The sequence below is a fragment of the Pseudomonas fluorescens HK44 genome, from assembly GCF_000217955.3.
Classification (GTDB): Bacteria; Pseudomonadota; Gammaproteobacteria; order Pseudomonadales; family Pseudomonadaceae; genus Aquipseudomonas; species Aquipseudomonas fluorescens_AQ.
Genome location: NZ_AFOY02000008.1, coordinates 213,150 through 232,030, shown reverse-complemented (window position 1 = coordinate 232,030; position 18,881 = coordinate 213,150). Strand labels below are relative to the sequence as shown.

Here is an 18,881-nt window from a genome sequence, read left to right as displayed (position 1 = left end):
GGCATCGTTCATTCCTTGGCCGCCAATTCGGTGCCCGGAATGTTCAGGTGCTGGCCGATTTTCAGTTCGTCGGATTGCAGGTCGTTGGCGCTGCGCAGGGTCGCCGGCGAGACCTGATAACGCACCGCGATCATCGCCAGGGTTTCACCCGGACGCACCGTGTGGTCACGCGGCCCCTGGGCGATCTTGCCGGAATCACGCAGCCAGGCGATGTAGGTGCCCGGCGGCGGGTTCTGCTGGAAGAACTGGCGCACGCCCGCGCTGATCGAACGGGCCAACGCTTGCTGGTGGCCGGACGCCGCCAGTTTCGAGGCTTCGTTGGCGTTGGAGATAAACCCGGTTTCCACCAGGATCGACGGAATGTCCGGCGACTTCAGCACCATGAACCCGGCCTGCTCGACGCGTTGCTTGTGCAACGAGGTGACCCGGCCAATGTTGCTCAACACCTTCTGGCCGACGTTCAGGCTGGAGGTCAGCGATGCGGTCATCGACAGATCAAGCAGTACGCCGGCGAGCATTTTGTCCTTGTCGTCGAGGCTGACGTTGCCGGCACCGCCGATCAGGTCGGAACGGTTTTCGCTGTCGGCCAGCCAACGGGCGGTCTCGGACGTCGCGCCGCGCTCGGACAAGGCGAATACCGAAGCGCCGAACGCGGCAGCGGAGGGCGCCGCATCGGCGTGGATCGAGACGAACAGGTCGGCACCCTTCTTGCGGGCAATCTCGGTACGGCCACGCAATGGAATGAAGTAGTCGCCGGTGCGGGTCAGCTCGGCCCGGAAGCCTTTCATGCCATTGACCTGGCGCTGCAGTTCGCGGGCAATGGCCAGCACCACGTCTTTTTCGTGCTGGCCGCGGGAACCGGAAGCTCCCGGATCTTCGCCGCCGTGACCGGCATCGATGACCACGATGATGTCGCGCTTGCCGGCCGGAGCAGGCGGCAGCTTGATTGTCGGCTCAACCGGAGTCACCGGCACCGCAGGCACAGTGGCAACGGTTGGGGCCGGGGCCGGAGTCGGTGCAGGCGGCGGTGCGGCATCGGCGGCGTTGTCGAACAGGTCGACCACCAGTCGGTTGCCGTACTGCGCATTCGGCGCCAGCATGAAGCTTTTCGGGGTGACGGCTTTTTTCAGGTCGATGACCACCCGCAGATCGGTCGGCGTGCGCTGAGCCGAACGCATGTCGGTAATCGGGGTATTGGCGGTAGAGACCTTCAGCGGTGCGCCAAGGACGGCGCCATTGATGTCGATCACCAGACGATCCGGGGACGTCAGGGTAAAGACGCTGTGCTGGACCGGGCCGGACAGGTCAAACACCAATCGGGTGTTATCCGGTGCCCGCCACAGGCGAACACTGTTGACCTTTGTCGCGGCCACAGCGTCGACGGCCAGTGCCGTAAGCAGCATTCCTACGACAGCAACCAACGCGCGAAAGCGCATACCTAACCCCATCATTTATTTGAATTCCAATGCCAAAGCGGCACACCAAGACTCGCCACGCAAACCCTGGGGCGACAGATTCAGCGAACGCCCGCTGTCATGCGGACTAATGGTAATGGTCAGGTCGGGCTTTGGCAAAAAGCCTGCACCCTTCTGGGGCCACTCGATCAGACACAGTGCATCGTCTTCGAGGTAGTCACGAATGCCAAGAAACTCCAACTCCTCCGGATCGACCAGTCGATACAGGTCAAAATGGAAGGCGCGAATATCGCCGATCTCGTAGGGTTCGACCAAAGTGAAGGTCGGACTTTTTACTGACCCAACATGCCCCAAACCACGAATAATGCCCCGCGACAGGGTGGTTTTACCCGCCCCCAGGTCACCGTCCAGAAAGATGATGCCGTGCCCTTCAGTCACTTTCGCGATGCGGTTGCCCAACGTGACCATGGCGTCTTCATTGGCCAGATACAGGGTTACTTCAGACACGGTGCTTGCTCCTCCAGCAACTGACGAATGGCGGGAATCAGATCACTGGCCGCCAGCCCCCGGCCATATTTACCTTCACGTTCGCCAGCGTTGGCGTGCAGCCAGACCGCCAGGCATGCCGCATCGAACGCGCTCAGGCCTTGGGCCAGCAAGGCGCCGACCAGTCCGGCCAGCACATCGCCCAGACCCGCGGCAGCCATGGCCGGGTGGCCTTGATGGCACAGCGCCAAACGACCATCGGGACTGGCAATCAGGCTGCCGGCCCCTTTGAGAATGACGGTGGTTGTGTGTTTTTTGCTCAATGCATGGGCCGCAGCTGGGCGATCGGCTTGAACCTCGGCCGTGGAAATCCCCAATAACCGCGCCGCCTCCCCCGGATGCGGAGTGATCACGCAATCGTTTGGCAGACGCACATCACCCAGACTCAGCAAATTCAGCGCATCGGCGTCCCAGACCTGCGGCAATCGCGCATTGGCCGCTGCCGACAACAAACTGCGAGCCCATGCGCCCTTGCCGAGGCCCGGCCCGACCACCAGCACACTGGCTTGCCCGAGCGGGCCCATCAGCTGGTTGGCCGAGTGAATGCCCAGGACCATGACTTCGGGCACCCGCGCCAATGCGGCCGGCACATGTTCGCTGCGAGTGGCCAGAGACACCATGCCCGCGCCGCTGCGCAGGGCACTTTGGGCGCTCAAGAGAATGGCGCCGCCGAAACCGCGATCGCCACCGATCAGCAGGACATGACCGAACCGGCCTTTGTGAGCGCTCGGTGCCCGAGCTGCCAGGCGCGGCAGGTTGCCAGGATTCAAGCGATAGGCACTGACGGTGCTTTCAGCAACGATCTGCGGGTCGGCTTGCAGATCGTTGAACTGCAACTCCCCCACCTGATCCGCCGCATCGCCGGTGAACAGCCCAAGCTTGAGGCCGATGTACGTCACGGTGAGGTCGGCCCGAACCGCAATCCCGAGGACTCGCCCGGTATCGGCGCACAGACCGGACGGGATATCCACCGCCGCAACGGGCAGGCCACAGGCATTGATCGCCTCGATCGCGGCAACATAGGGTTCGCGCACTTCACCGCTCAGGCCAGTACCCAGCAGCGCATCCAGCACCACACCACGCAGCTCGATGGCAAGTGACCAGGCTTGGACGACAACCCCGGCGGCCAGCGCTTCGGCATACGCCAGCGCGGCATCGCCCTGCAAGCGCGACGGTTCAACCACCGCCAGCACTCGCACCTGCCAGCCGGCTCGCAACGCCAGCACCGCCACCAGATAACCGTCCCCGGCGTTATTACCGTGGCCCGCCAACACGCTGAGTTCAGTGGCCGTCGGCCAGTGCCGGACCAATGCTCGCCACGTGGCACGAGCAGCCCGATGCATCAATTCGAAGCCCGTTGTCCCGGCCGCAATCAGTCGCGCGTCGAGCGCCCGGACCTGTGCGGCGCTGTACAGCGCGTCGGGTAAATGGTGTTTTGTCTGCGGCATGCGTCTTCAGGCTCCGATGTCTGGCAGAATTATACGCACCTCAGCTCCGGTTTCCCCTGTCTCATGCCTGCAATTACCACAGATCTTCCTGCTCTCGCCCAATCGATCAAAGACTGGGGCCGCGAGCTGGGCTTTCAACAAGTCGGCATCAGTGGTCTGGACCTGGCTGAGCATGAACAACACCTGGAACGCTGGCTCGAAGCCGGCTACCACGGTGAAATGGACTACATGGGCGCCCACGGCAGCAAACGCTCACACCCGGAAGAGCTGGTGCCGGGCACGTTGCGGGTGGTTTCGCTGCGCATGGACTACCTGCCGGGCGACACCGAAATGGCCAAGCGCCTGGGTCAACCGGAAAAAGCCTACGTCTCGCGCTATGCCCTGGGCCGCGACTATCACAAGCTGATCCGCAAACGCGTGCAGCAGTTGGCCGAGAAGATTCAGCAGGTCATCGGCCCCTTCGGCTACAGGGCCTTCGTCGACAGCGCCCCGGTGCTGGAAAAAGCCATCGCCGAACAGGCAGGTCTCGGCTGGATCGGTAAAAACACCCTGGTGCTGAACCGCAAAGCCGGCAGTTACTTCTTTTTGAGCGAACTGTTCGTCGACCTGCCGCTGCCGGTAGACCCGCCTCACAGCACCGAACACTGCGGGCGCTGCACGGCGTGTCTGGACATCTGCCCGACCAAGGCCTTTGTCGGCCCCTATGTGCTGGACGCCCGCCGCTGCATTTCGTACCTGACCATCGAGCTGAAAACGGCAATCCCCGAAGATTTGCGGCCGCTGATCGGCAACCGGGTGTTCGGTTGCGATGATTGCCAGATCGTTTGCCCGTGGAACCGCTTCGCCCGCCCATCCGGCGAAAGCGACTTCAAACCGCGCCACAACCTCGACAACGCCGCGTTGGCCGAACTGTTCATGTGGGATGAAGACAAATTTCTGAGCAGCACCGAAGGCTCACCGCTGCGCCGCGCCGGTTATGAGCGCTGGCTGCGCAACCTGGCGGTGGGGCTTGGAAATGCGCCTTCAACGATTCCGGTGCTGGAAGCCCTGAAGGCGCGGGCCGATTACCCATCGGAGTTGGTACGCGAGCATGTGCAATGGGCGCTGAAACAACACGGACTCGCGTAGGAGCTGTGGTATCAGGCTTCGTCGTTATAGACGAACTTGGGCATTTCCCAATGGAAACGAATCGCCAGCAAGCGCAGCAGGAAGCCGCCAAACAAAGTGATCAGGATCGCCTGCTCGCCCGGTAATTGCAGGTAAAGGCAGAGCATGTAGCACCACGCGGCGGCGAACGAGACGCTGGCGTAGAGCTCGCGGCGGAAGATCAGCGGAATGTCGTTGCAGAAGATGTCGCGCAAGATGCCGCCGAACACTCCGGTGATCACCCCGCTGACCGACGCCACCAGCATGCCGTGGCCCATTTCCAGCGCAGTCATGCAGCCGATCAGGGTAAACGCTACCAACCCCGCGGCGTCGAGCACCAGGAACAGCGAACGCAAATGGCGCATCCAGCGTGCCGTAAACACGGTGAACATCGCCGCGACGGAGGTCAGCACCAGGTATTCCGGGTGTTTGACCCAGGTCAGCGGGTAGTGCCCGAGCAACACGTCACGCACCGAACCACCGCCCAGCGCCGTCACGCAGGCGATCAGCACCACGCCAAACCAATCCATGCCACGCCGACCGGCGGATAACGCGCCGGTCATGGCTTCAGTGGTAATGGCAATCAGGTAGAGCATCAACAACATGGCGGCGGTCCTTACGAGAAGGCGCGCAGTCTACTCAGATCGCCGGGGCACCAAAAGGGGGCGATGGGCGAATGCAAACCCTGTGGCGAGGGAGCTTGCTCCCGCTCGGCGGCGAAGCAGTCGTGAAATCAGCCAATGCGATATGCCTGACGAAATGCGATCGCAGGTTTTGGGGCTGCTTCGCCGCCCAGCGGGAGCAAGCTCCCTCGCCACATTAGCCCCCCAATATCACTCGATCAGAACTTGATGAAATGCTGACGGTAATGCTGCAGCTCGGCGATGGACTCGCGGATGTCGTCCAGCGCCAGGTGGGTACTGCCCTTCTTGAAGCTGTCCCGCACCTCCGGAGCCCAGCGTGCGGCCAGTTCCTTCAAGGTCGAGACATCGAGATTGCGGTAGTGAAAGTAGCTTTCCAGCGCCTTCATGTGCGTATAAAGGAAGCGACGGTCCTGGCAAATGCTGTTGCCGCAGATCGGCGACTTGCCCTTCGGCACCCACTTTTCCAGGAAGGCGATGGTCTCAGCTTCCGCTTCAGCCATACTGATGCGGCTGTCGCGTACCCGCTGGGTCAGGCCAGAGCCACCGTGTTGACGGGTGTTCCACTCGTCCATGCCCGCCAGGATCTCGTCACTGTGGTGAATGGCGATCACCGGGCCTTCGGCCAAGGTGTTGAGATTGCTGTCGGTGACAATGGTGGCCATCTCGATGATGACATCGGTGTCAGGGTTCAGACCGGTCATTTCCAGATCGATCCAAATCAGGTTCTGCGGGTTTTGCATGTGTCGGCTCCTCGGCGTAAGCATGCAGTTTAGCCTAGAGGACTCTCGGGGCGTGCTAAACTCGCGGCCGTTTCACCTAATCGCTGCATTATCCACACGGAACACCCATGGCCAAACGCCAACTCAATCGTCGTCAAAACTGGCGCATCGAAAAGATTCAAGGTGAGCGCGCTGCCCGCGCCGCCAAACGCGAATCCTCCGCTGTAGAAGCGCTCGAGGGCGGCGACCTTGGCCCTGAGCAGACGGGCCTGGTGATCGCTCACTTCGGCGTTCAGGTCGAGGTCGAAGCCCGCGACGGCGAGCTCGCCGGCCAGGTGTTCCGCTGCCACTTGCGGGCCAACCTGCCTGCGCTGGTAACCGGCGACCAGGTGGTCTGGCGCGCTGGCAACCAGGGCATCGGCGTGATCGTCGCGCAATTGCCGCGCAACACCGAGCTGTGCCGTCCCGACAGCCGTGGCCAGCTCAAGCCGGTAGCGGCCAACGTCGACATGATCGTTATCGTCTTCGCCCCGCTGCCCGAGCCTCACGCCAACCTGATCGACCGTTACCTGGTCGCTGCCGAACACGCCGGCATTCGCCCGTTGCTGCTGCTCAACAAGTTCGACCTGATCGACGAGCAGAATGCACCGGCGCTGAATGCCTTGCTGGCGGTCTACCGCACGCTGGGTTACCCGGTGCTGGAAGTCTCGGCGCACCACGGCAACGGCATGGAGCAGTTGCAGGAACAACTGGACGGGCGCATCAGTGTGTTCGTTGGTCAGTCCGGCGTCGGCAAGTCTTCGCTGGTCAACAGCCTGCTGCCGGAAGTCGAAACCCGTGTCGGCCCGTTGTCCGAACTGTCCGGCCAGGGCACCCACACCACCACCACCGCGCGGTTGTTCCACTTCCCCGGCGGCGGTGAGCTGATCGATTCCCCGGGTATTCGGGAATTCGGCCTGGGCCACGTCAGCCGTGCCGACGTCGAAGCCGGCTTCATCGAGTTCAACGACTTGATCGGCACCTGCCGCTTCCGCGACTGCAAGCACGACCGTGAACCTGGCTGCGCCCTGCTCAAGGCGCTGGAAGATGGCCGCGTGCAACAGCAGCGCATGAACAGCTACCGCTCGATCATCGCCAGCTTGCCCGAAACCAGCTATTAACCAGAGCGCTCAGCAGCCCCGATACTGAAGGGCTGCTGACGCACCGACAGACAATAAAAAGCCGCGATCATCGCGGCTTTTTATTGGGTCACTGCTTGGCGGGCTCAGCCGGCTTGGCCGGGTCGCCGGCTTTCGGGGCCGGGTTGTCGAACAGGTTCAAGCGCTCCCGAAGCTCATGCGCCGGCAGCGGTTCCTTGTCCGCCGGCAAGGCGTTCGGATCGGCAGGTACGGCAGGCACCTCACCCGGAGCGCCCTGCCCTGGTGTCGGCGCCGGTTCCGCGCCTTGTTCACCTTCGATGGCGCGCTGGGCCTTCTTGGTCAGCACGACAATGTCGATGCGGCGGTTGACCGGATTGAGCGGATTTTTACGATCGAACAACGTCGACGAAGCGTAACCCACCACCCGCGCCACTTGCTGCTCCGGATAACTACCCGCGACCAGCGCCCGGCGAGCGGCGTTGGCACGGTTGGCCGAAAGCTCCCAGTTGCCGAATTCACCGGTGCCTGCATAAGGCTTGGCGTCGGTGTGACCACCGATACTGATCTTGTTCGGTACCGCTTTGATGGTGTCGGCCATGGCCAGCAGAATATCTTCGAAGTACGGCTTCAAGCGCGCACTGCCGGAGTCGAACATCGGCCGTTTTTCAGAATCGATGATCTGGATGCGCAAACCATCCGGGGTGATTTCGAAAAGAATCTGATCCTTGAACTTCTGCAGTTGCGGGTTCTCTTCGACCTTGTTCTGCAACTCTTGCAGCAACAATTCCAAACGCTCGCGCTCGACCTGTTCGGCCATGCCTTCGACCTGATAGGTATCGACGGTGACCTTGTCCGGCTGCGGCTGAGACTTGACCTCGGGGTTGAGGGTTTTCTCCGGCGCCAGCACCGGCGTACCGCCCAGATCGATAATGAACGGCGTACCGCTTTCAGAGAAGCCGATCGGGTCTTTGAAGTAACCAGCGATGGCGATCTTCTGTTCCGGCGTGGCGGTGGATAACAGCCACAGCACCAGGAAAAACGCCATCATCGCCGTCGCGAAGTCAGCGAAGGCGATTTTCCACGCGCCCCCGTGATGCCCGCCGGCGTAGCGTTTGACGCGCTTGATGATTATCGGCTGATTGTTTTCCATACTTAACGACCGCGCACCGCTTGCTCCAGCTCAGCGAAGCTCGGACGGTGTGCCGGGTACAGAACCTTGCGCCCGAACTCCACCGCCAGCGATGGCGGCATGCCGGAAGCCGAAGCCACCAGCGAAGCCTTGATGGCTTCGTAGATATTCAGCTCTTCCTTGGCATCGTGAGCCAGGGCGTGCGCCAGTGGACCGAAGAAACCGTAGGCGGCGAGAATACCGAAGAAGGTACCAACCAGTGCGGCACCTACGTGCAGACCGATGGACTTCTGATCGCCCTCACCCAGCGAGGCCATGGTCACCACGATACCCAGTACCGCCGCGACGATACCGAAGCCGGGCATGGCATCCGCGATACCGTTGACTGCGTGGGATGGGTGCTCCAGGTCTTCCTTGAGGCTGAACAGTTCCATGTCGAACAAGCCTTCGAGCTCATGCGGCGCCATGTTGCCGGACGACATGATGCGCAAGTAGTCGCAGATGAACGCGGTCATGCGGTCGTCTTTGAGTACAGCCGGGTACTTGGCAAAAATCGGGCTGGCAGCAGCATCTTCAATATCGCCTTCAATGGCCATCATGCCTTCGCGACGGCTCTTGTTGAGGATCTCGTAGATCAGGCCCAGCACCTCCAGGTAGAAGGTGTGATTGAAACGCGAACTGAACATGCCCAAGGATTTCTTGAGCACATGTTTCGTCATGTGACCGGGGTTGGCCTGAAGGAATGCACCCAGCGCCGCGCCGGCGATGATCATCACCTCGAACGGCTGAATCAGGGCGGCAATCTTGCCGTGGGAAAGCACGTATCCGCCAAGCACGCTCGCGAATACGACGATGATGCCGATAATTTTAGCCATAGGTAGAAGGTACTTACTTAAGTCGGGTTCAAGGTCATATTCGGAAGTTAAAAAATCTCTTCTTCTACTTATCGGCAAAACTGCGCCAGACTATAGCCAGTTAAGGCGAAAAGCTAATTTGGCCCGCTCCGGGCGTGTTTAATGCAGACGATGATCGCGCCCAACCATGGCTAATGAAACGACCGTTCCAACGGCTAAACCGACCACACTCGAAGGCTGGGTCAAGCTGCTCGATGGCGTGACCTTGCCCGTGCCGCGAGCCAGCCATGATCGCGCCTGCAAGGCTATCGCCGACAATCGCAGCTCGTTGCGCGATATTGCCGAATTGATGCAGGGCAGCCCGGCGCTCGCCCTCAGCGTCATCCGCGAAGCCAATCGCCATACCCACGGCAGCATGAGCGAGCCCAGCGAGAACCTGGAAGTGGCGATCAATCGCCTCGGTCTCAAGCGCACCGAAGAACTGCTTGCGCGCCTGCCCGCCCCACCCGAGAACGAAATCCCGCCGGCCCTGCGCCAACTTCAATTGATCAGCCTGCACGCGACCCAGCAGGCCAACGGCTTTTTTGCCAGTCGCCTGGCAAGACTCTGGCAGGAAATCCACTGGGGTAGCCTGCTGTTCCTCTCGCCGTTCTGGCCGCTGGCCTTGACCTTCCCGCAGCTGCTGGAAGATTGGGAACTGCGGGTCCTGCACAAGCGCGAACCAGCAGGCAAGGTCGAAAAAGAACTGTTCGGCGTACGCCTGCTGGAACTCGGCCAGGCACTGGTGGAAGTCTGGCGCCTGCCAATCTGGGTAAGACAAGGCTATCGAATGCTGCTGGATGAACAACGCGAACTGGCGAAAGTCATGCATATCGCCCGCGACGCCGATCACCCGTTGCGCCAGCAAAACCGCCTCGACGATGACCCGACCCTGCGCCGCTGGCTCAATCAACCGGCCAACACGGTATTGCTGGCCAACGGCCTGGCGTTATCGGCACAGCAAGCCTGGAACAGCCCTCACTGCCTGCGCTGGCAATTATTGACCAGTCTCTACCTGCAAATGCCGATGGGCGAGGTCCAGCAGCAACTGCACCAGCAAGCCGCACTCAGCGCCCGCAACCACGCCATGCCGGACCTCTGGCACCCCGCCGGGGCATTGCTCTGGCCGTGGGACGAGCGGCGCCTTCATCGCGGCCAGCTTCCGGCACCCGCCCCCACCGCCGAAGACCTGACAAAGTGGCGCAAACACTGTGCAGAACTGCTGGCGGAGCCGAGCCGCTTTACCAATGCCATGCACCTGACCACCTCTGCCCGAGACGCGCTGGTTGCCTGCGGCATGCGTCGGCTGATGATTCTGATGGCTGATCGCACGCACAGCCAATTGCGCGCGCACCAGACTCACGGCCTGCCTAAAGAAGCGGCGACGCTGAACTTTGTGGTCAGCCAAAGCACCGTGCTGCAACGCTTGCTCTCGCAACAGGCTCAGGTGCGTCTGACGCCAGCCAACACCGCACAATTTTCGGCCCTGCTGCCCGCCAGCCTGCGTGCACTGTTCGGCGGCGAGCACCTGCTGCTGCGCTCACTGGTCAACAATGGCCGGGTGATCATGCTGGTCGTGGCGGATCAGGACGGTGGGCCATTTTCGGAAATCACCGTGCAAGCCTTCGGCAAAACCGCACAGTGCATCGAAAAAGCCCTGCACAGCTTTAGCCACCGCGGCCAATAGCCGTTGCGCTACAATCCTCCCCTTTGTGCTCTGGAGACCTCACATGTCTGACTTCTCTGGCTTGTCGCTGGTCATCGAACCGAGCGACCTGCTCGCCCGTCTCGATGCTCGCGAACTGATTCTGGTCGACCTGACCAGCAGCGCCCGCTACGCCGAAGGCCACATTCCCGGTGCGCGCTTCGTCGACCCCAAACGTACTCAACTGGGTCATGCGCCAGCGCCGGGCCTGCTGCCGTCACAGGCTGCGCTTGAAGCCCTGTTCGGCGAACTGGGGCATAACCCGGACGCGGTCTACGTGGTCTACGACGACGAAGGCGGTGGCTGGGCCGGGCGCTTCATCTGGTTGCTGGATGTCATTGGCCACAGCAACTACCACTATGTGGACGGCGGCCTGCTGGCCTGGCTGGCGGAGGGCTTGCCGGTCTCGACCGAGGTTCCAACGCCTGTCGGCGGCCCGGTTGCACTGACCTTGCACAACGAGCCCACCGCCACCCGCGAATACCTGCAAAGCCGTCTCGGCGCCACCGACCTGGCGATCTGGGACGCCCGCGGGCCGCTGGAATATTCCGGCGAGAAAGTCCTCGCGGCCAAGGGCGGACACATCCCCGGCGCAGTCAATTTCGAATGGACCGCCGGCATGGACAAGGCGCGCAACCTGCGCATCCGCACCGACATGCCGCAGATCCTCGAACAGCTCGGGATCAGCAAAGACAAAGAAGTGATTACCCACTGCCAGACCCACCATCGCTCCGGCTTCACCTATCTGGTGGCCAAGGCGCTCGGTTATCCGCGGGTCAAAGGCTACGCCGGCTCCTGGGGCGAATGGGGCAACCACCCCGACACGCCCGTTGAGATTCAAGGTTCTTAAGGACAGTTAATGAAAAAGCGTTTGTTTATCCTCAGCCAGTACCTGCTGCCTCATCACCTGCTGTCGCGTCTGGCCGGCTGCATTGCCGAATGCCGCGTGCGCTGGTTCAAGAACGCCTTCACCGCCTGGTTCGCCAAGCGTTATCAGGTGGACATGTCGCAAGCGCTGGTCGAGGACCTGACTGCCTACGAACACTTCAACGCGTTCTTCACCCGCGCACTGAAAGAGGGTGTACGCCCACTGGACCCAACCCCGGGCGCAATCCTCAGCCCGGCCGACGGTGCCGTCAGCCAGCTCGGCCCGATCGAGCACGGTCGCGTGTTCCAGGCCAAGGGCCACAGTTTCAGCGTGCTGGAATTGCTCGGCGGTGATGCGGCAAATGCTGCGCCGTTCATGGGCGGTGATTTCGCCACTATTTACCTGTCGCCCAAAGACTACCACCGCGTGCACATGCCGCTGGCCGGCACCCTGCGCGAAATGGTCTACATCCCGGGCCGGATCTTCTCGGTCAACCAGACCACCGCGGAAAACGTTCCTGAACTGTTCGCCCGTAACGAACGCGTCGCGTGTATCTTCGACACCGAGCGCGGGCCAATGGCTGTGGTATTGGTGGGTGCGATGATCGTTGCTTCGATCGAAACCGTCTGGGCCGGGCTGGTAACGCCGCCCAAGCGCGAACTGAAAACCTTCCGCTACGACGAAGCTGCCCGCGCACCGATTCACCTTGAAAAGGGCGCCGAACTGGGTCGCTTCAAACTGGGTTCGACGGCGGTTGTGCTGTTTGGCCCGGATCAAGTGAAGTGGGCTGAAGAGCTGGCGGCTGGCTCGCCAGTGATGATGGGCCAAGGCATGGGCTTGCCCAACGCCTGATCTACACAGAGATCCAATGTGGGAAATGTGGGAGCGAGCTTGCTCGCTCCCACACAAACTGCGTAGGGTTACAGCTGACCGTCGCGGTCCCTGAAGCCCAGCAGATACAGCACGCCATCCAGACCCAGGGTCGAAATCGCCTGCTTGGCCGACTGCTTGACCAGCGGCTTGGCACGGAACGCTACCCCCAGACCTGCAATCGCCAGCATCGGCAAATCGTTGGCGCCATCGCCGACGGCAATGGTCTGTTCCAGACGCAAGCCTTCCTTGTGCGCCAGTTCACGCAGCAAATCGGCTTTGCGCTGTGCATCGACAATCGGCTCGACAGCCACGCCGGTCACTTTACCGTCGACCACTTCCAGTTCATTGGCGAACACGTAGTCGATGCCCAGCTTGGCTTGCAGCTGTTTGGCGAAGTAGGTGAAGCCGCCCGATAGAATGGCCGTCTTGTAGCCCAGGCGCTTGAGTTCGGCGAACAAGGTTTCAGCGCCTTCGGTCAGGCGCAGGGACGCCCCGATCGAATCCAGCACGCTGACGTCCAGCCCTTTGAGCAAGGCCAGGCGTTCCTTGAAGCTGGCGCGGAAATCCAGTTCGCCGGCCATCGCCCGCTCGGTAATTTCCGACACCTTCTCGCCCACCCCGGCGGCCTTGGCCAGTTCGTCGATGACTTCCGCTTCGATCAGTGTCGAGTCCATGTCGAACACCGCTAGACGACGGTTGCGCCGGAACAGCGAATCTTCCTGGAAGGCGATGTCGACGTTCAGCTCCTGGGCCACGCTGAGGAATTCGGCACGCAGGGCCTGCGGATCGGCCGCTTCGCCGCGCACGGAAAATTCAATGCAGCCCTTGCCCTTGTCGGCCGGAGTGTCCAGCGGCATACGCCCGGACAAGCGGTCGATGTGATCGATGTTCAGCCCGTATTTGGCGGTGATCGAGCTCACGCGTTGCAACTGCTCGGCCGTCACTTTGCGGGTCAGCAAGGTCACAATGTGGCGTTTCTTGCCTTGAGCGCCGACCCACTGCTGGTAATCCTCTTCGGAGACCGGCGTGAAACGCACCTGTTGCCCCAGCTCGTAGGCCTTGAACAGGATGTCCTTGAGCACCGACGAACCCTGTTCGGTGTCGGGAATTTCAACCAGGATGCCGAACGACAACGTGTCGTGGATCACTGCCTGACCGATGTCGAGAATGTTCACGCCACCCTGGGCCAGTACACCGGTAATGGCCGCAGTCAGACCCGGACGGTCGACTCCCGTGATGTTTATCAGGACGATTTCGCGCAAGGCGCACCCCCGCAAGTGGAAAAAAACCGCATTCTACCCACTTTCAGTGACCATCGGGCACAGCGAGCGCTTTGCCGGTCTGGGGCCTGTCGCTATACTGCGCCTCAACTTCACGGACAAAAGAGCCGAGCTCAGTGAACCGGCCTACGCCAGTCAAAACCGATAACTTCTTTCTGCTGATCTTCCGGGCACTGCGCCATCGCCGTGTACCGATTGCATTGCGCATTGCCAGCCATAACGTGATCCTGGTCGCATTGGCCCTGGTGATCTACGCCTGCGTGATGGGTCTGCAGTTCAAACAGGCCATGCACGAGCAAGCGGATGCCCTCGGCCAGAGCCTGACCACCCAGACAGCGATGTCAGCGACCGAACTGTTGGTGTCCAACGACATCCTCAGCCTCAACGTATTGCTGAACAACCTGACCAAGAACCCATTGGTGGCTCACGCAGCTATTTATAGCGTGGACAACCGGATTCTCGCCGAGGCCGGGCAACGTCCCAAGCATGGTTTGCTGGGCGAAGCCGAAGGCATGTACGAGAGCAAGATCACCTTTCAGGACGTGACGGCCGGTCAACTGCGGATCAGCCTGGACATGGCGCAGTTCCAACAGCCGATGACCATCAGCCTGCAAAGCATGGGCATTCTCAGCGCTATCCTGCTGGCGTTGTCCCTGGCCCTGAGCTTGCGCCTGGGTCGGCACATCTCCACGCCGCTGCTGCAATTGCGGGTGTGGCTGCGCGACATTGACGAACACACCCCGGCGACTCAGCGCCAGGACGAAATCGGTGACCTGGCCCGTCAGCTCCACAGCAGTTACGCACCTGAAAAGGTCGAGCCTGAACCCGAGCCAGAACCTGAATTCGACGATTTCGAAGACACTGAAGAGGCCGAGCCGACCTTCGAAGTGCGTAATCTGCGCGATCCAAGCTTCGATGAAAGCGCTCCGGTGGCCGGCCTGAAACCAGCAGCACGGCACGTGGTCAGCGCTGAAGAAGACGAACAGGACGAAGATGATCCGTTTGCCGACCTTCGCGACACCGCTGCCGCCACGCCCGTTGCCAAGCCGCAACTCAACAAGCCTGCAGCCCCGGCGCAACCGCAGCACAGCGCGGTATTGGCGGTGCAGCTGGGTGCTCAGGACCAACTGCGCCGCCTGCCCCGTGCGCGCCTGACCGAACTGCTGGAGCGTTATCGCGACTGCCTGGACCAGGCGGCTTCGCTGTATGAAAGCGAACTGCACACCCTGAACGATGGCAGCACGCTGATGCTGTTCCACAGTGAAGACAGCGGTGACGACTACCTGACCAACGCCATCTGCTGCGGCGAGCTGCTGCGTGCGCTTGGTCACCAGTTGCAGATCGAAGTCGCCGACAGTGGCATCACCCTGCAATTGCAACTGGGCCTGACCTTGGGCGATGGGCTCTTTGGCCTCAGCCAGATTGATCTGCTGCTGACTGAAACCGCTCAGGACGCTCTCGCGTTGTCCCAGCACAGCCGAAACCTGCTGCTGGTGGAACGCAAGATCAGCGACGACGTGCTGATCCGCCAACGCGCACGGATCCGCCCAATCGCCAGCCCTGAAGGCGCTTGCTGCGTCGAACGCCTGATGGAGCCTTACCCGTCGATGCTGGAGCGGCAACTGGCGCGGATGCATGAGACACGCGCTAAAAGCTGAACCAGGGCCGTGAACCAAAAAGCCCGCAGATGAGTGATTGTCTGCGGGCTTTTTTGCGATCGCTGCGCGACCGATCGCGGGCAAGCCTTGCTCCTACGGGTCCTATGCTAACCACATAAATGGGCCTGACATCATCCTGTAGGAGCAAGGCTTGCCCGCGATGAGGCCATCAATAGCTCTGAAGATCCCCATCTTGCAGAAACAACAAAGCCCGCATCAACGCGGGCTTTGTCTATACGGCAATCACCTTAGAACCTGAACACTTCCATGTCCGTGCGAATCGGTGAAGCCATCGGGATCTTCGGTTTCTCCGGCTCTGCCGGCGCCGCTGGCCTGGACGCAGGTTTACGCGGCACTTCGACAACCGGTGGCTGATTGGCCAGCGGCTTGAGCGCGATCGACAACTGCTCGGCCAAACGTTGCAGCAATATGCCCTGGGCCTGCACCTGAGCCGCCGTACCACTGGCGTGTGGCTCTTGCAGATGAATGATGCGGTTGTCACGCACCTGGCCACGACGGTCGATCAAACGCCACTGGGCATCGAGGACAGCCGGTTGCGACTCACCCGAATCCAGGCGAGTGATCGACAGCAAAACCTGCACATCCGGGGTGAAACCCAAGGTCGCTGGTGCCAGCACTACGCGCTGGCTGTCCAGGCGGCCGGCCACCTGACGCAACAGAAGCTGATTGATGTCCGAAGACAGGCTGCCCGCCCAACGACCGTCGGTGGACGCTTGCAGGCTGCCATCAGGCTGGCGCTGCAGCAGGGTTTCACGTTGCAGGTAATCGGCGATCGATACCGGGCCCAACAAAACCGCCATGCCCGCGCTTTGCGCAGGCTGAGCCGGACTTCCACTGTCCAGCTGATACAGCGACACCGGCTGGTGAACGCTGCAACCCGCCAGGCCCAATACGCCAGCGAGCAACAAAAATAGAGGAAGGCGCAGAACAGTCATCATCCCATCCAAGTGACAGCCAACAGGCCGGCCACAGTGAAAATTACTCAATCAATATGAAGAACGCAGGACCACGCCCACGCTTGAAAGGCCATATCATCCGTGAATATGGCTTGCGACTCCAGCGCGAAAGCATCGATCTACGGGTTAAATCGTAGATCGAGCGCCCTGGACCGCTTAATCGAGAGTTTCTACCAATAGTGCATCGACACGCTGAAAGCCCCGTGGCAGCTTGTTGCCACGGCGTCCGCGCTCACCTTTATAGTGTTCGAGGTCATCGGCTTTAAGCGACAGCGTGCGTTTACCAGCCTGCAACACCAGGGTCGCGCCTTCCGGCAATACTGCGATATCGGTGACATATTCCTCGCGATTGGCCACACGTTCGCCGGAGATACCGATGATCTTGTTGCCTTTTCCCTTGCCCAGCTGCGGCAAGTCGCTGATCTTGAAGATCAGCAAGCGACCTTCTGTGGTGACCGCGGCCAACCAGTTCTGCTCACGGTCAGCGACCGGACGCGGCAGAATCACCTTGGCGTTGTTCGGCAGGCTCAACAGTGCCTTGCCGGCCTTGTTCTTGGCTTGCAGGTCTTCACCCTTGACCACGAAACCGTAACCGGCGTCCGAAGCGATGACATACAGCCCATCGTCTTCAGGCATCAGCACGCATTCGAAGGTCGCGCCGGGCGGCGGCGTCAGACGCCCCGTCAGCGGTTCGCCCTGGCCGCGGGCCGATGGCAGCGTGTGCGCCGGCACCGAATAACTGCGACCGGTGGAGTCGATGAACACCGCAAACTGGTTGGAACGACCGGCCGCCGCGGTCTTGAAGCCATCCCCGGCCTTGTATGAAAGCCCGGTGGCGTCGATGTCGTGGCCCTTGGCCGAGCGCACCCAGCCTTTCTCGGACAGCACCACGGTGACTTTTTCGTTCGGCAGCAGATCGTGTTCGGTCAGCGCTTTGGCTTCGGCACGCTCGACAATCGGCGAGCGACGGTCGTCGCCATAGGTTTCGGCGTCTTTGATCAGCTCGCTGCGCACCAGTTTCTTCAGCTTGGCTTCGCTGCCCAGCAAGGCTTGCAGCTTGGCTTGTTCCTTGAGCAGTTCATCCTGCTCATCGCGCAGCTTCATTTCTTCGAGTCGCGCCAACTGACGCAGGCGAGTATCAAGAATGTAGTCGGCCTGGATCTCGCTCAGGGCAAAACGCTCGATCAGCTTGGCTTTCGGGTGCTCCTCGGTACGGATGATGTGGATCACTTCATCCAGGTTGAGGTAGGCGATCAGCAAGCCATCCAACAGGTGCAGGCGACGCTCGACCTTGTCCAGGCGAAATTGCAGGCGGCGGCGCACGGTCTGAACCCGGAACTCCAGCCACTCCACCAGCAACGCCCGCAGGTTCTTCAGCTGCGGTTTGCCATCCAGGCCAATGATGTTGATGTTGACCCGGTAGCTCGACTCCAGCTCGGTGCTGGCGAACAGGTGCTGCATCAACGCCTCATGATCGACCCGGCTGTTGACCGGAATGATCACGATACGGCATGGGTTCTCGTGGTCCGACTCATCGCGCAGGTCCGCCACTTGCGGGGCCTTGGACGGTTTGGCCTGCATCATCGCGGCAATCTGTTCCAGCACTTTGGCGCCGGAGACCTGATGCGGCAGCGCGGTGACGACAATGTCGCCGTCTTCGATGTGGTACACGGCGCGCATGCGCACCGAACCGCGACCGGTTTCGTAGATTTTCAGCAGATCGGCGCGCGGCGTGATGATTTCCGCTTCAGTCGGATAATCCGGGCCCTGGATGTGTTCACAGAGCTGCTCTACCGTGGCTTTCGGTTCATCGAGCAAGCGCACGCAAGCCGTAGCGACTTCCCGCAGGTTGTGCGGCGGAACGTCGGTGGCCATACCCACGGCAATGCCGGTGGTGCCGTTGAGCAGGATGTTCGGCAAACGTGCCGGCAACACCAGCGGCTCATCGAGGGTGCCGTCGAAGTTCGGGCCCCAATCCGCCGTGCCCTGACCCAGTTCGCTGAGCAGCACTTCGGAATAGCGCGACAGGCGCGCCTCGGTGTAACGCATGGCGGCGAAGGATTTCGGATCATCCGGCGCACCCCAGTTACCCTGCCCGTCCACCAGCGTGTAGCGGTAGCTGAACGGCTGGGCCATCAGCACCATGGCTTCGTAGCACGCGGAGTCGCCGTGCGGGTGAAACTTGCCGAGCACGTCACCGACCGTACGCGCGGATTTCTTGTGCTTGGAGTCAGCGTCCAGTCCCAACTCGCTCATGGCGTAGATGATCCGCCGCTGCACAGGTTTCAAGCCGTCGCCGATGTGCGGCAAAGCACGGTCCATGATCACGTACATGGAGTAGTTGAGGTAGGCATTTTCGGTGAAGTCGGCCAGTGAGCGGCGTTCAACGCCGTCCAGGCTGAGATCCAGGGAGTCGCTCATGCGGGCCTCATCAGTTTGTT

General features: G+C 61.2%; 16 protein-coding genes. 6 read left to right on the top strand and 10 right to left on the bottom strand.

The genetic code is table 11. From position 1 onward, the window contains the following. Window positions 1–8: 8 nt before the first annotated feature. Genes HK44_RS07580 through HK44_RS07570 form a run of 3 tightly spaced genes read right to left on the bottom strand, consistent with a single transcriptional unit; the run spans window position 9 to window position 3,409 of the window. The gene (locus tag HK44_RS07580) at window positions 9–1,451 is read right to left on the bottom strand and encodes an N-acetylmuramoyl-L-alanine amidase (protein WP_019691502.1); all 1,443 of its coding nucleotides are present in this window, start codon (window positions 1,449–1,451) and stop codon (window positions 9–11) included. Further along, window positions 1,452–1,922, bottom strand: coding sequence for a tRNA (adenosine(37)-N6)-threonylcarbamoyltransferase complex ATPase subunit type 1 TsaE (gene tsaE / locus HK44_RS07575; protein ID WP_019691501.1), 471 nt, complete (start codon window positions 1,920–1,922; stop codon window positions 1,452–1,454). Next, window positions 1,910–3,409, bottom strand: coding sequence for a bifunctional ADP-dependent NAD(P)H-hydrate dehydratase/NAD(P)H-hydrate epimerase (locus HK44_RS07570; RefSeq protein WP_019691500.1), 1,500 nt, complete (start codon window positions 3,407–3,409; stop codon window positions 1,910–1,912). The genes tsaE and HK44_RS07570 overlap by 13 nt, the downstream gene beginning before the upstream one ends. 63 nt (window positions 3,410–3,472) lie before the next feature. On the opposite strand from HK44_RS07570, the gene queG reads away from it, so the two are divergent. Then, window positions 3,473–4,537 carry a tRNA epoxyqueuosine(34) reductase QueG gene (gene queG / locus HK44_RS07565; protein WP_020723529.1) on the top strand — a complete coding sequence of 355 codons (1,065 nt, stop codon included), beginning with the start codon at window positions 3,473–3,475 and terminating at the stop codon, window positions 4,535–4,537. Between the two features lie 11 nt (window positions 4,538–4,548). Here the strand turns inward: queG and HK44_RS07560 are convergent, their stop codons facing one another. Together HK44_RS07560 and orn are read right to left on the bottom strand one after the other, a co-directional pair. Beyond that, window positions 4,549–5,160: a trimeric intracellular cation channel family protein gene (locus HK44_RS07560; RefSeq protein WP_019691499.1), complete on the bottom strand. Its 612-nt coding sequence runs from the start codon at window positions 5,158–5,160 to the stop codon at window positions 4,549–4,551. Window positions 5,161–5,396: 236 nt separating this feature from the next. Further along, the gene (gene orn, locus HK44_RS07555; protein WP_019691498.1) at window positions 5,397–5,939 is read right to left on the bottom strand and encodes an oligoribonuclease; all 543 of its coding nucleotides are present in this window, start codon (window positions 5,937–5,939) and stop codon (window positions 5,397–5,399) included. Between the two features lie 107 nt (window positions 5,940–6,046). On the opposite strand from orn, the gene rsgA reads away from it, so the two are divergent. Then, window positions 6,047–7,078 carry a small ribosomal subunit biogenesis GTPase RsgA gene (rsgA, locus tag HK44_RS07550; protein ID WP_019691497.1) on the top strand — a complete coding sequence of 344 codons (1,032 nt, stop codon included), beginning with the start codon at window positions 6,047–6,049 and terminating at the stop codon, window positions 7,076–7,078. A gap of 88 nt (window positions 7,079–7,166) precedes the next feature. Here rsgA and motB read toward each other — a convergent pair whose 3' ends face one another. Continuing rightward, window positions 7,167–8,207, bottom strand: a complete 1,041-nt coding sequence (motB, locus tag HK44_RS07545) for a flagellar motor protein MotB (protein WP_019691496.1) — start codon at window positions 8,205–8,207, stop codon at window positions 7,167–7,169. Window positions 8,208–8,209: 2 nt separating this feature from the next. Next, the gene (gene motA / locus HK44_RS07540) at window positions 8,210–9,061 is read right to left on the bottom strand and encodes a flagellar motor stator protein MotA (protein ID WP_019691495.1); all 852 of its coding nucleotides are present in this window, start codon (window positions 9,059–9,061) and stop codon (window positions 8,210–8,212) included. 166 nt (window positions 9,062–9,227) lie between these two features. Here motA and HK44_RS07535 point away from each other — a divergent pair, with 166 nt between their 5' ends. The 3 genes from HK44_RS07535 to asd are packed head-to-tail and all read left to right on the top strand — an operon-like array spanning window position 9,228 to window position 12,504. Further along, window positions 9,228–10,766 carry an HDOD domain-containing protein gene (locus tag HK44_RS07535; protein WP_019691494.1) on the top strand — a complete coding sequence of 513 codons (1,539 nt, stop codon included), beginning with the start codon at window positions 9,228–9,230 and terminating at the stop codon, window positions 10,764–10,766. A 43-nt stretch (window positions 10,767–10,809) separates the two neighbouring features. Continuing rightward, a complete protein-coding gene (locus HK44_RS07530; RefSeq protein WP_019691493.1) occupies window positions 10,810–11,634 on the top strand; it encodes a rhodanese-like domain-containing protein in 825 nt (274 codons plus the stop codon). 9 nt (window positions 11,635–11,643) lie between these two features. Continuing rightward, window positions 11,644–12,504: an archaetidylserine decarboxylase gene (gene asd, locus HK44_RS07525; protein WP_019691492.1), complete on the top strand. Its 861-nt coding sequence runs from the start codon at window positions 11,644–11,646 to the stop codon at window positions 12,502–12,504. Between the two features lie 68 nt (window positions 12,505–12,572). On the opposite strand, the gene serB is transcribed toward asd, so the two are convergent. Beyond that, entirely contained in the window at window positions 12,573–13,787 is a 1,215-nt protein-coding gene (gene serB, locus HK44_RS07520) for a phosphoserine phosphatase SerB (protein ID WP_019691491.1), read from the bottom strand. A 134-nt stretch (window positions 13,788–13,921) separates the two neighbouring features. Between serB and HK44_RS07515 the strand changes: the two genes are divergently transcribed. Further along, entirely contained in the window at window positions 13,922–15,463 is a 1,542-nt protein-coding gene (locus HK44_RS07515) for an AhpA/YtjB family protein (protein ID WP_019691490.1), read from the top strand. 248 nt (window positions 15,464–15,711) lie between these two features. On the opposite strand, the gene HK44_RS07510 is transcribed toward HK44_RS07515, so the two are convergent. Together HK44_RS07510 and parC are read right to left on the bottom strand one after the other, a co-directional pair. Beyond that, the gene (locus HK44_RS07510; protein ID WP_019691489.1) at window positions 15,712–16,419 is read right to left on the bottom strand and encodes a PqiC family protein; all 708 of its coding nucleotides are present in this window, start codon (window positions 16,417–16,419) and stop codon (window positions 15,712–15,714) included. A 177-nt stretch (window positions 16,420–16,596) separates the two neighbouring features. Next, window positions 16,597–18,861, bottom strand: a complete 2,265-nt coding sequence (gene parC / locus HK44_RS07505; protein ID WP_019691488.1) for a DNA topoisomerase IV subunit A — start codon at window positions 18,859–18,861, stop codon at window positions 16,597–16,599. Window positions 18,862–18,881 lie beyond the last annotated feature (20 nt).

Bases quoted from the DNA above. Each gene is read 5' to 3' on its own strand.
- HK44_RS07580 (WP_019691502.1), bottom strand. From the start codon at position 1,451: ATGATGGGGTTAGGTATGCGCTTTCGCGCGTTGGTTGCTGTCGTAGGA.
- HK44_RS07570 (WP_019691500.1), bottom strand. From the start codon at position 3,409: ATGCCGCAGACAAAACACCATTTACCCGACGCGCTGTACAGCGCCGCA.
- queG (WP_020723529.1), top strand. From the start codon at position 3,473: ATGCCTGCAATTACCACAGATCTTCCTGCTCTCGCCCAATCGATCAAA.
- HK44_RS07560 (WP_019691499.1), bottom strand. From the start codon at position 5,160: ATGTTGTTGATGCTCTACCTGATTGCCATTACCACTGAAGCCATGACC.
- orn (WP_019691498.1), bottom strand. From the start codon at position 5,939: ATGCAAAACCCGCAGAACCTGATTTGGATCGATCTGGAAATGACCGGT.
- rsgA (WP_019691497.1), top strand. From the start codon at position 6,047: ATGGCCAAACGCCAACTCAATCGTCGTCAAAACTGGCGCATCGAAAAG.
- motB (WP_019691496.1), bottom strand. From the start codon at position 8,207: ATGGAAAACAATCAGCCGATAATCATCAAGCGCGTCAAACGCTACGCC.
- motA (WP_019691495.1), bottom strand. From the start codon at position 9,061: ATGGCTAAAATTATCGGCATCATCGTCGTATTCGCGAGCGTGCTTGGC.
- HK44_RS07535 (WP_019691494.1), top strand. From the start codon at position 9,228: ATGGCTAATGAAACGACCGTTCCAACGGCTAAACCGACCACACTCGAA.
- HK44_RS07530 (WP_019691493.1), top strand. From the start codon at position 10,810: ATGTCTGACTTCTCTGGCTTGTCGCTGGTCATCGAACCGAGCGACCTG.
- asd (WP_019691492.1), top strand. From the start codon at position 11,644: ATGAAAAAGCGTTTGTTTATCCTCAGCCAGTACCTGCTGCCTCATCAC.
- HK44_RS07510 (WP_019691489.1), bottom strand. From the start codon at position 16,419: ATGACTGTTCTGCGCCTTCCTCTATTTTTGTTGCTCGCTGGCGTATTG.
- parC (WP_019691488.1), bottom strand. From the start codon at position 18,861: ATGAGCGACTCCCTGGATCTCAGCCTGGACGGCGTTGAACGCCGCTCA.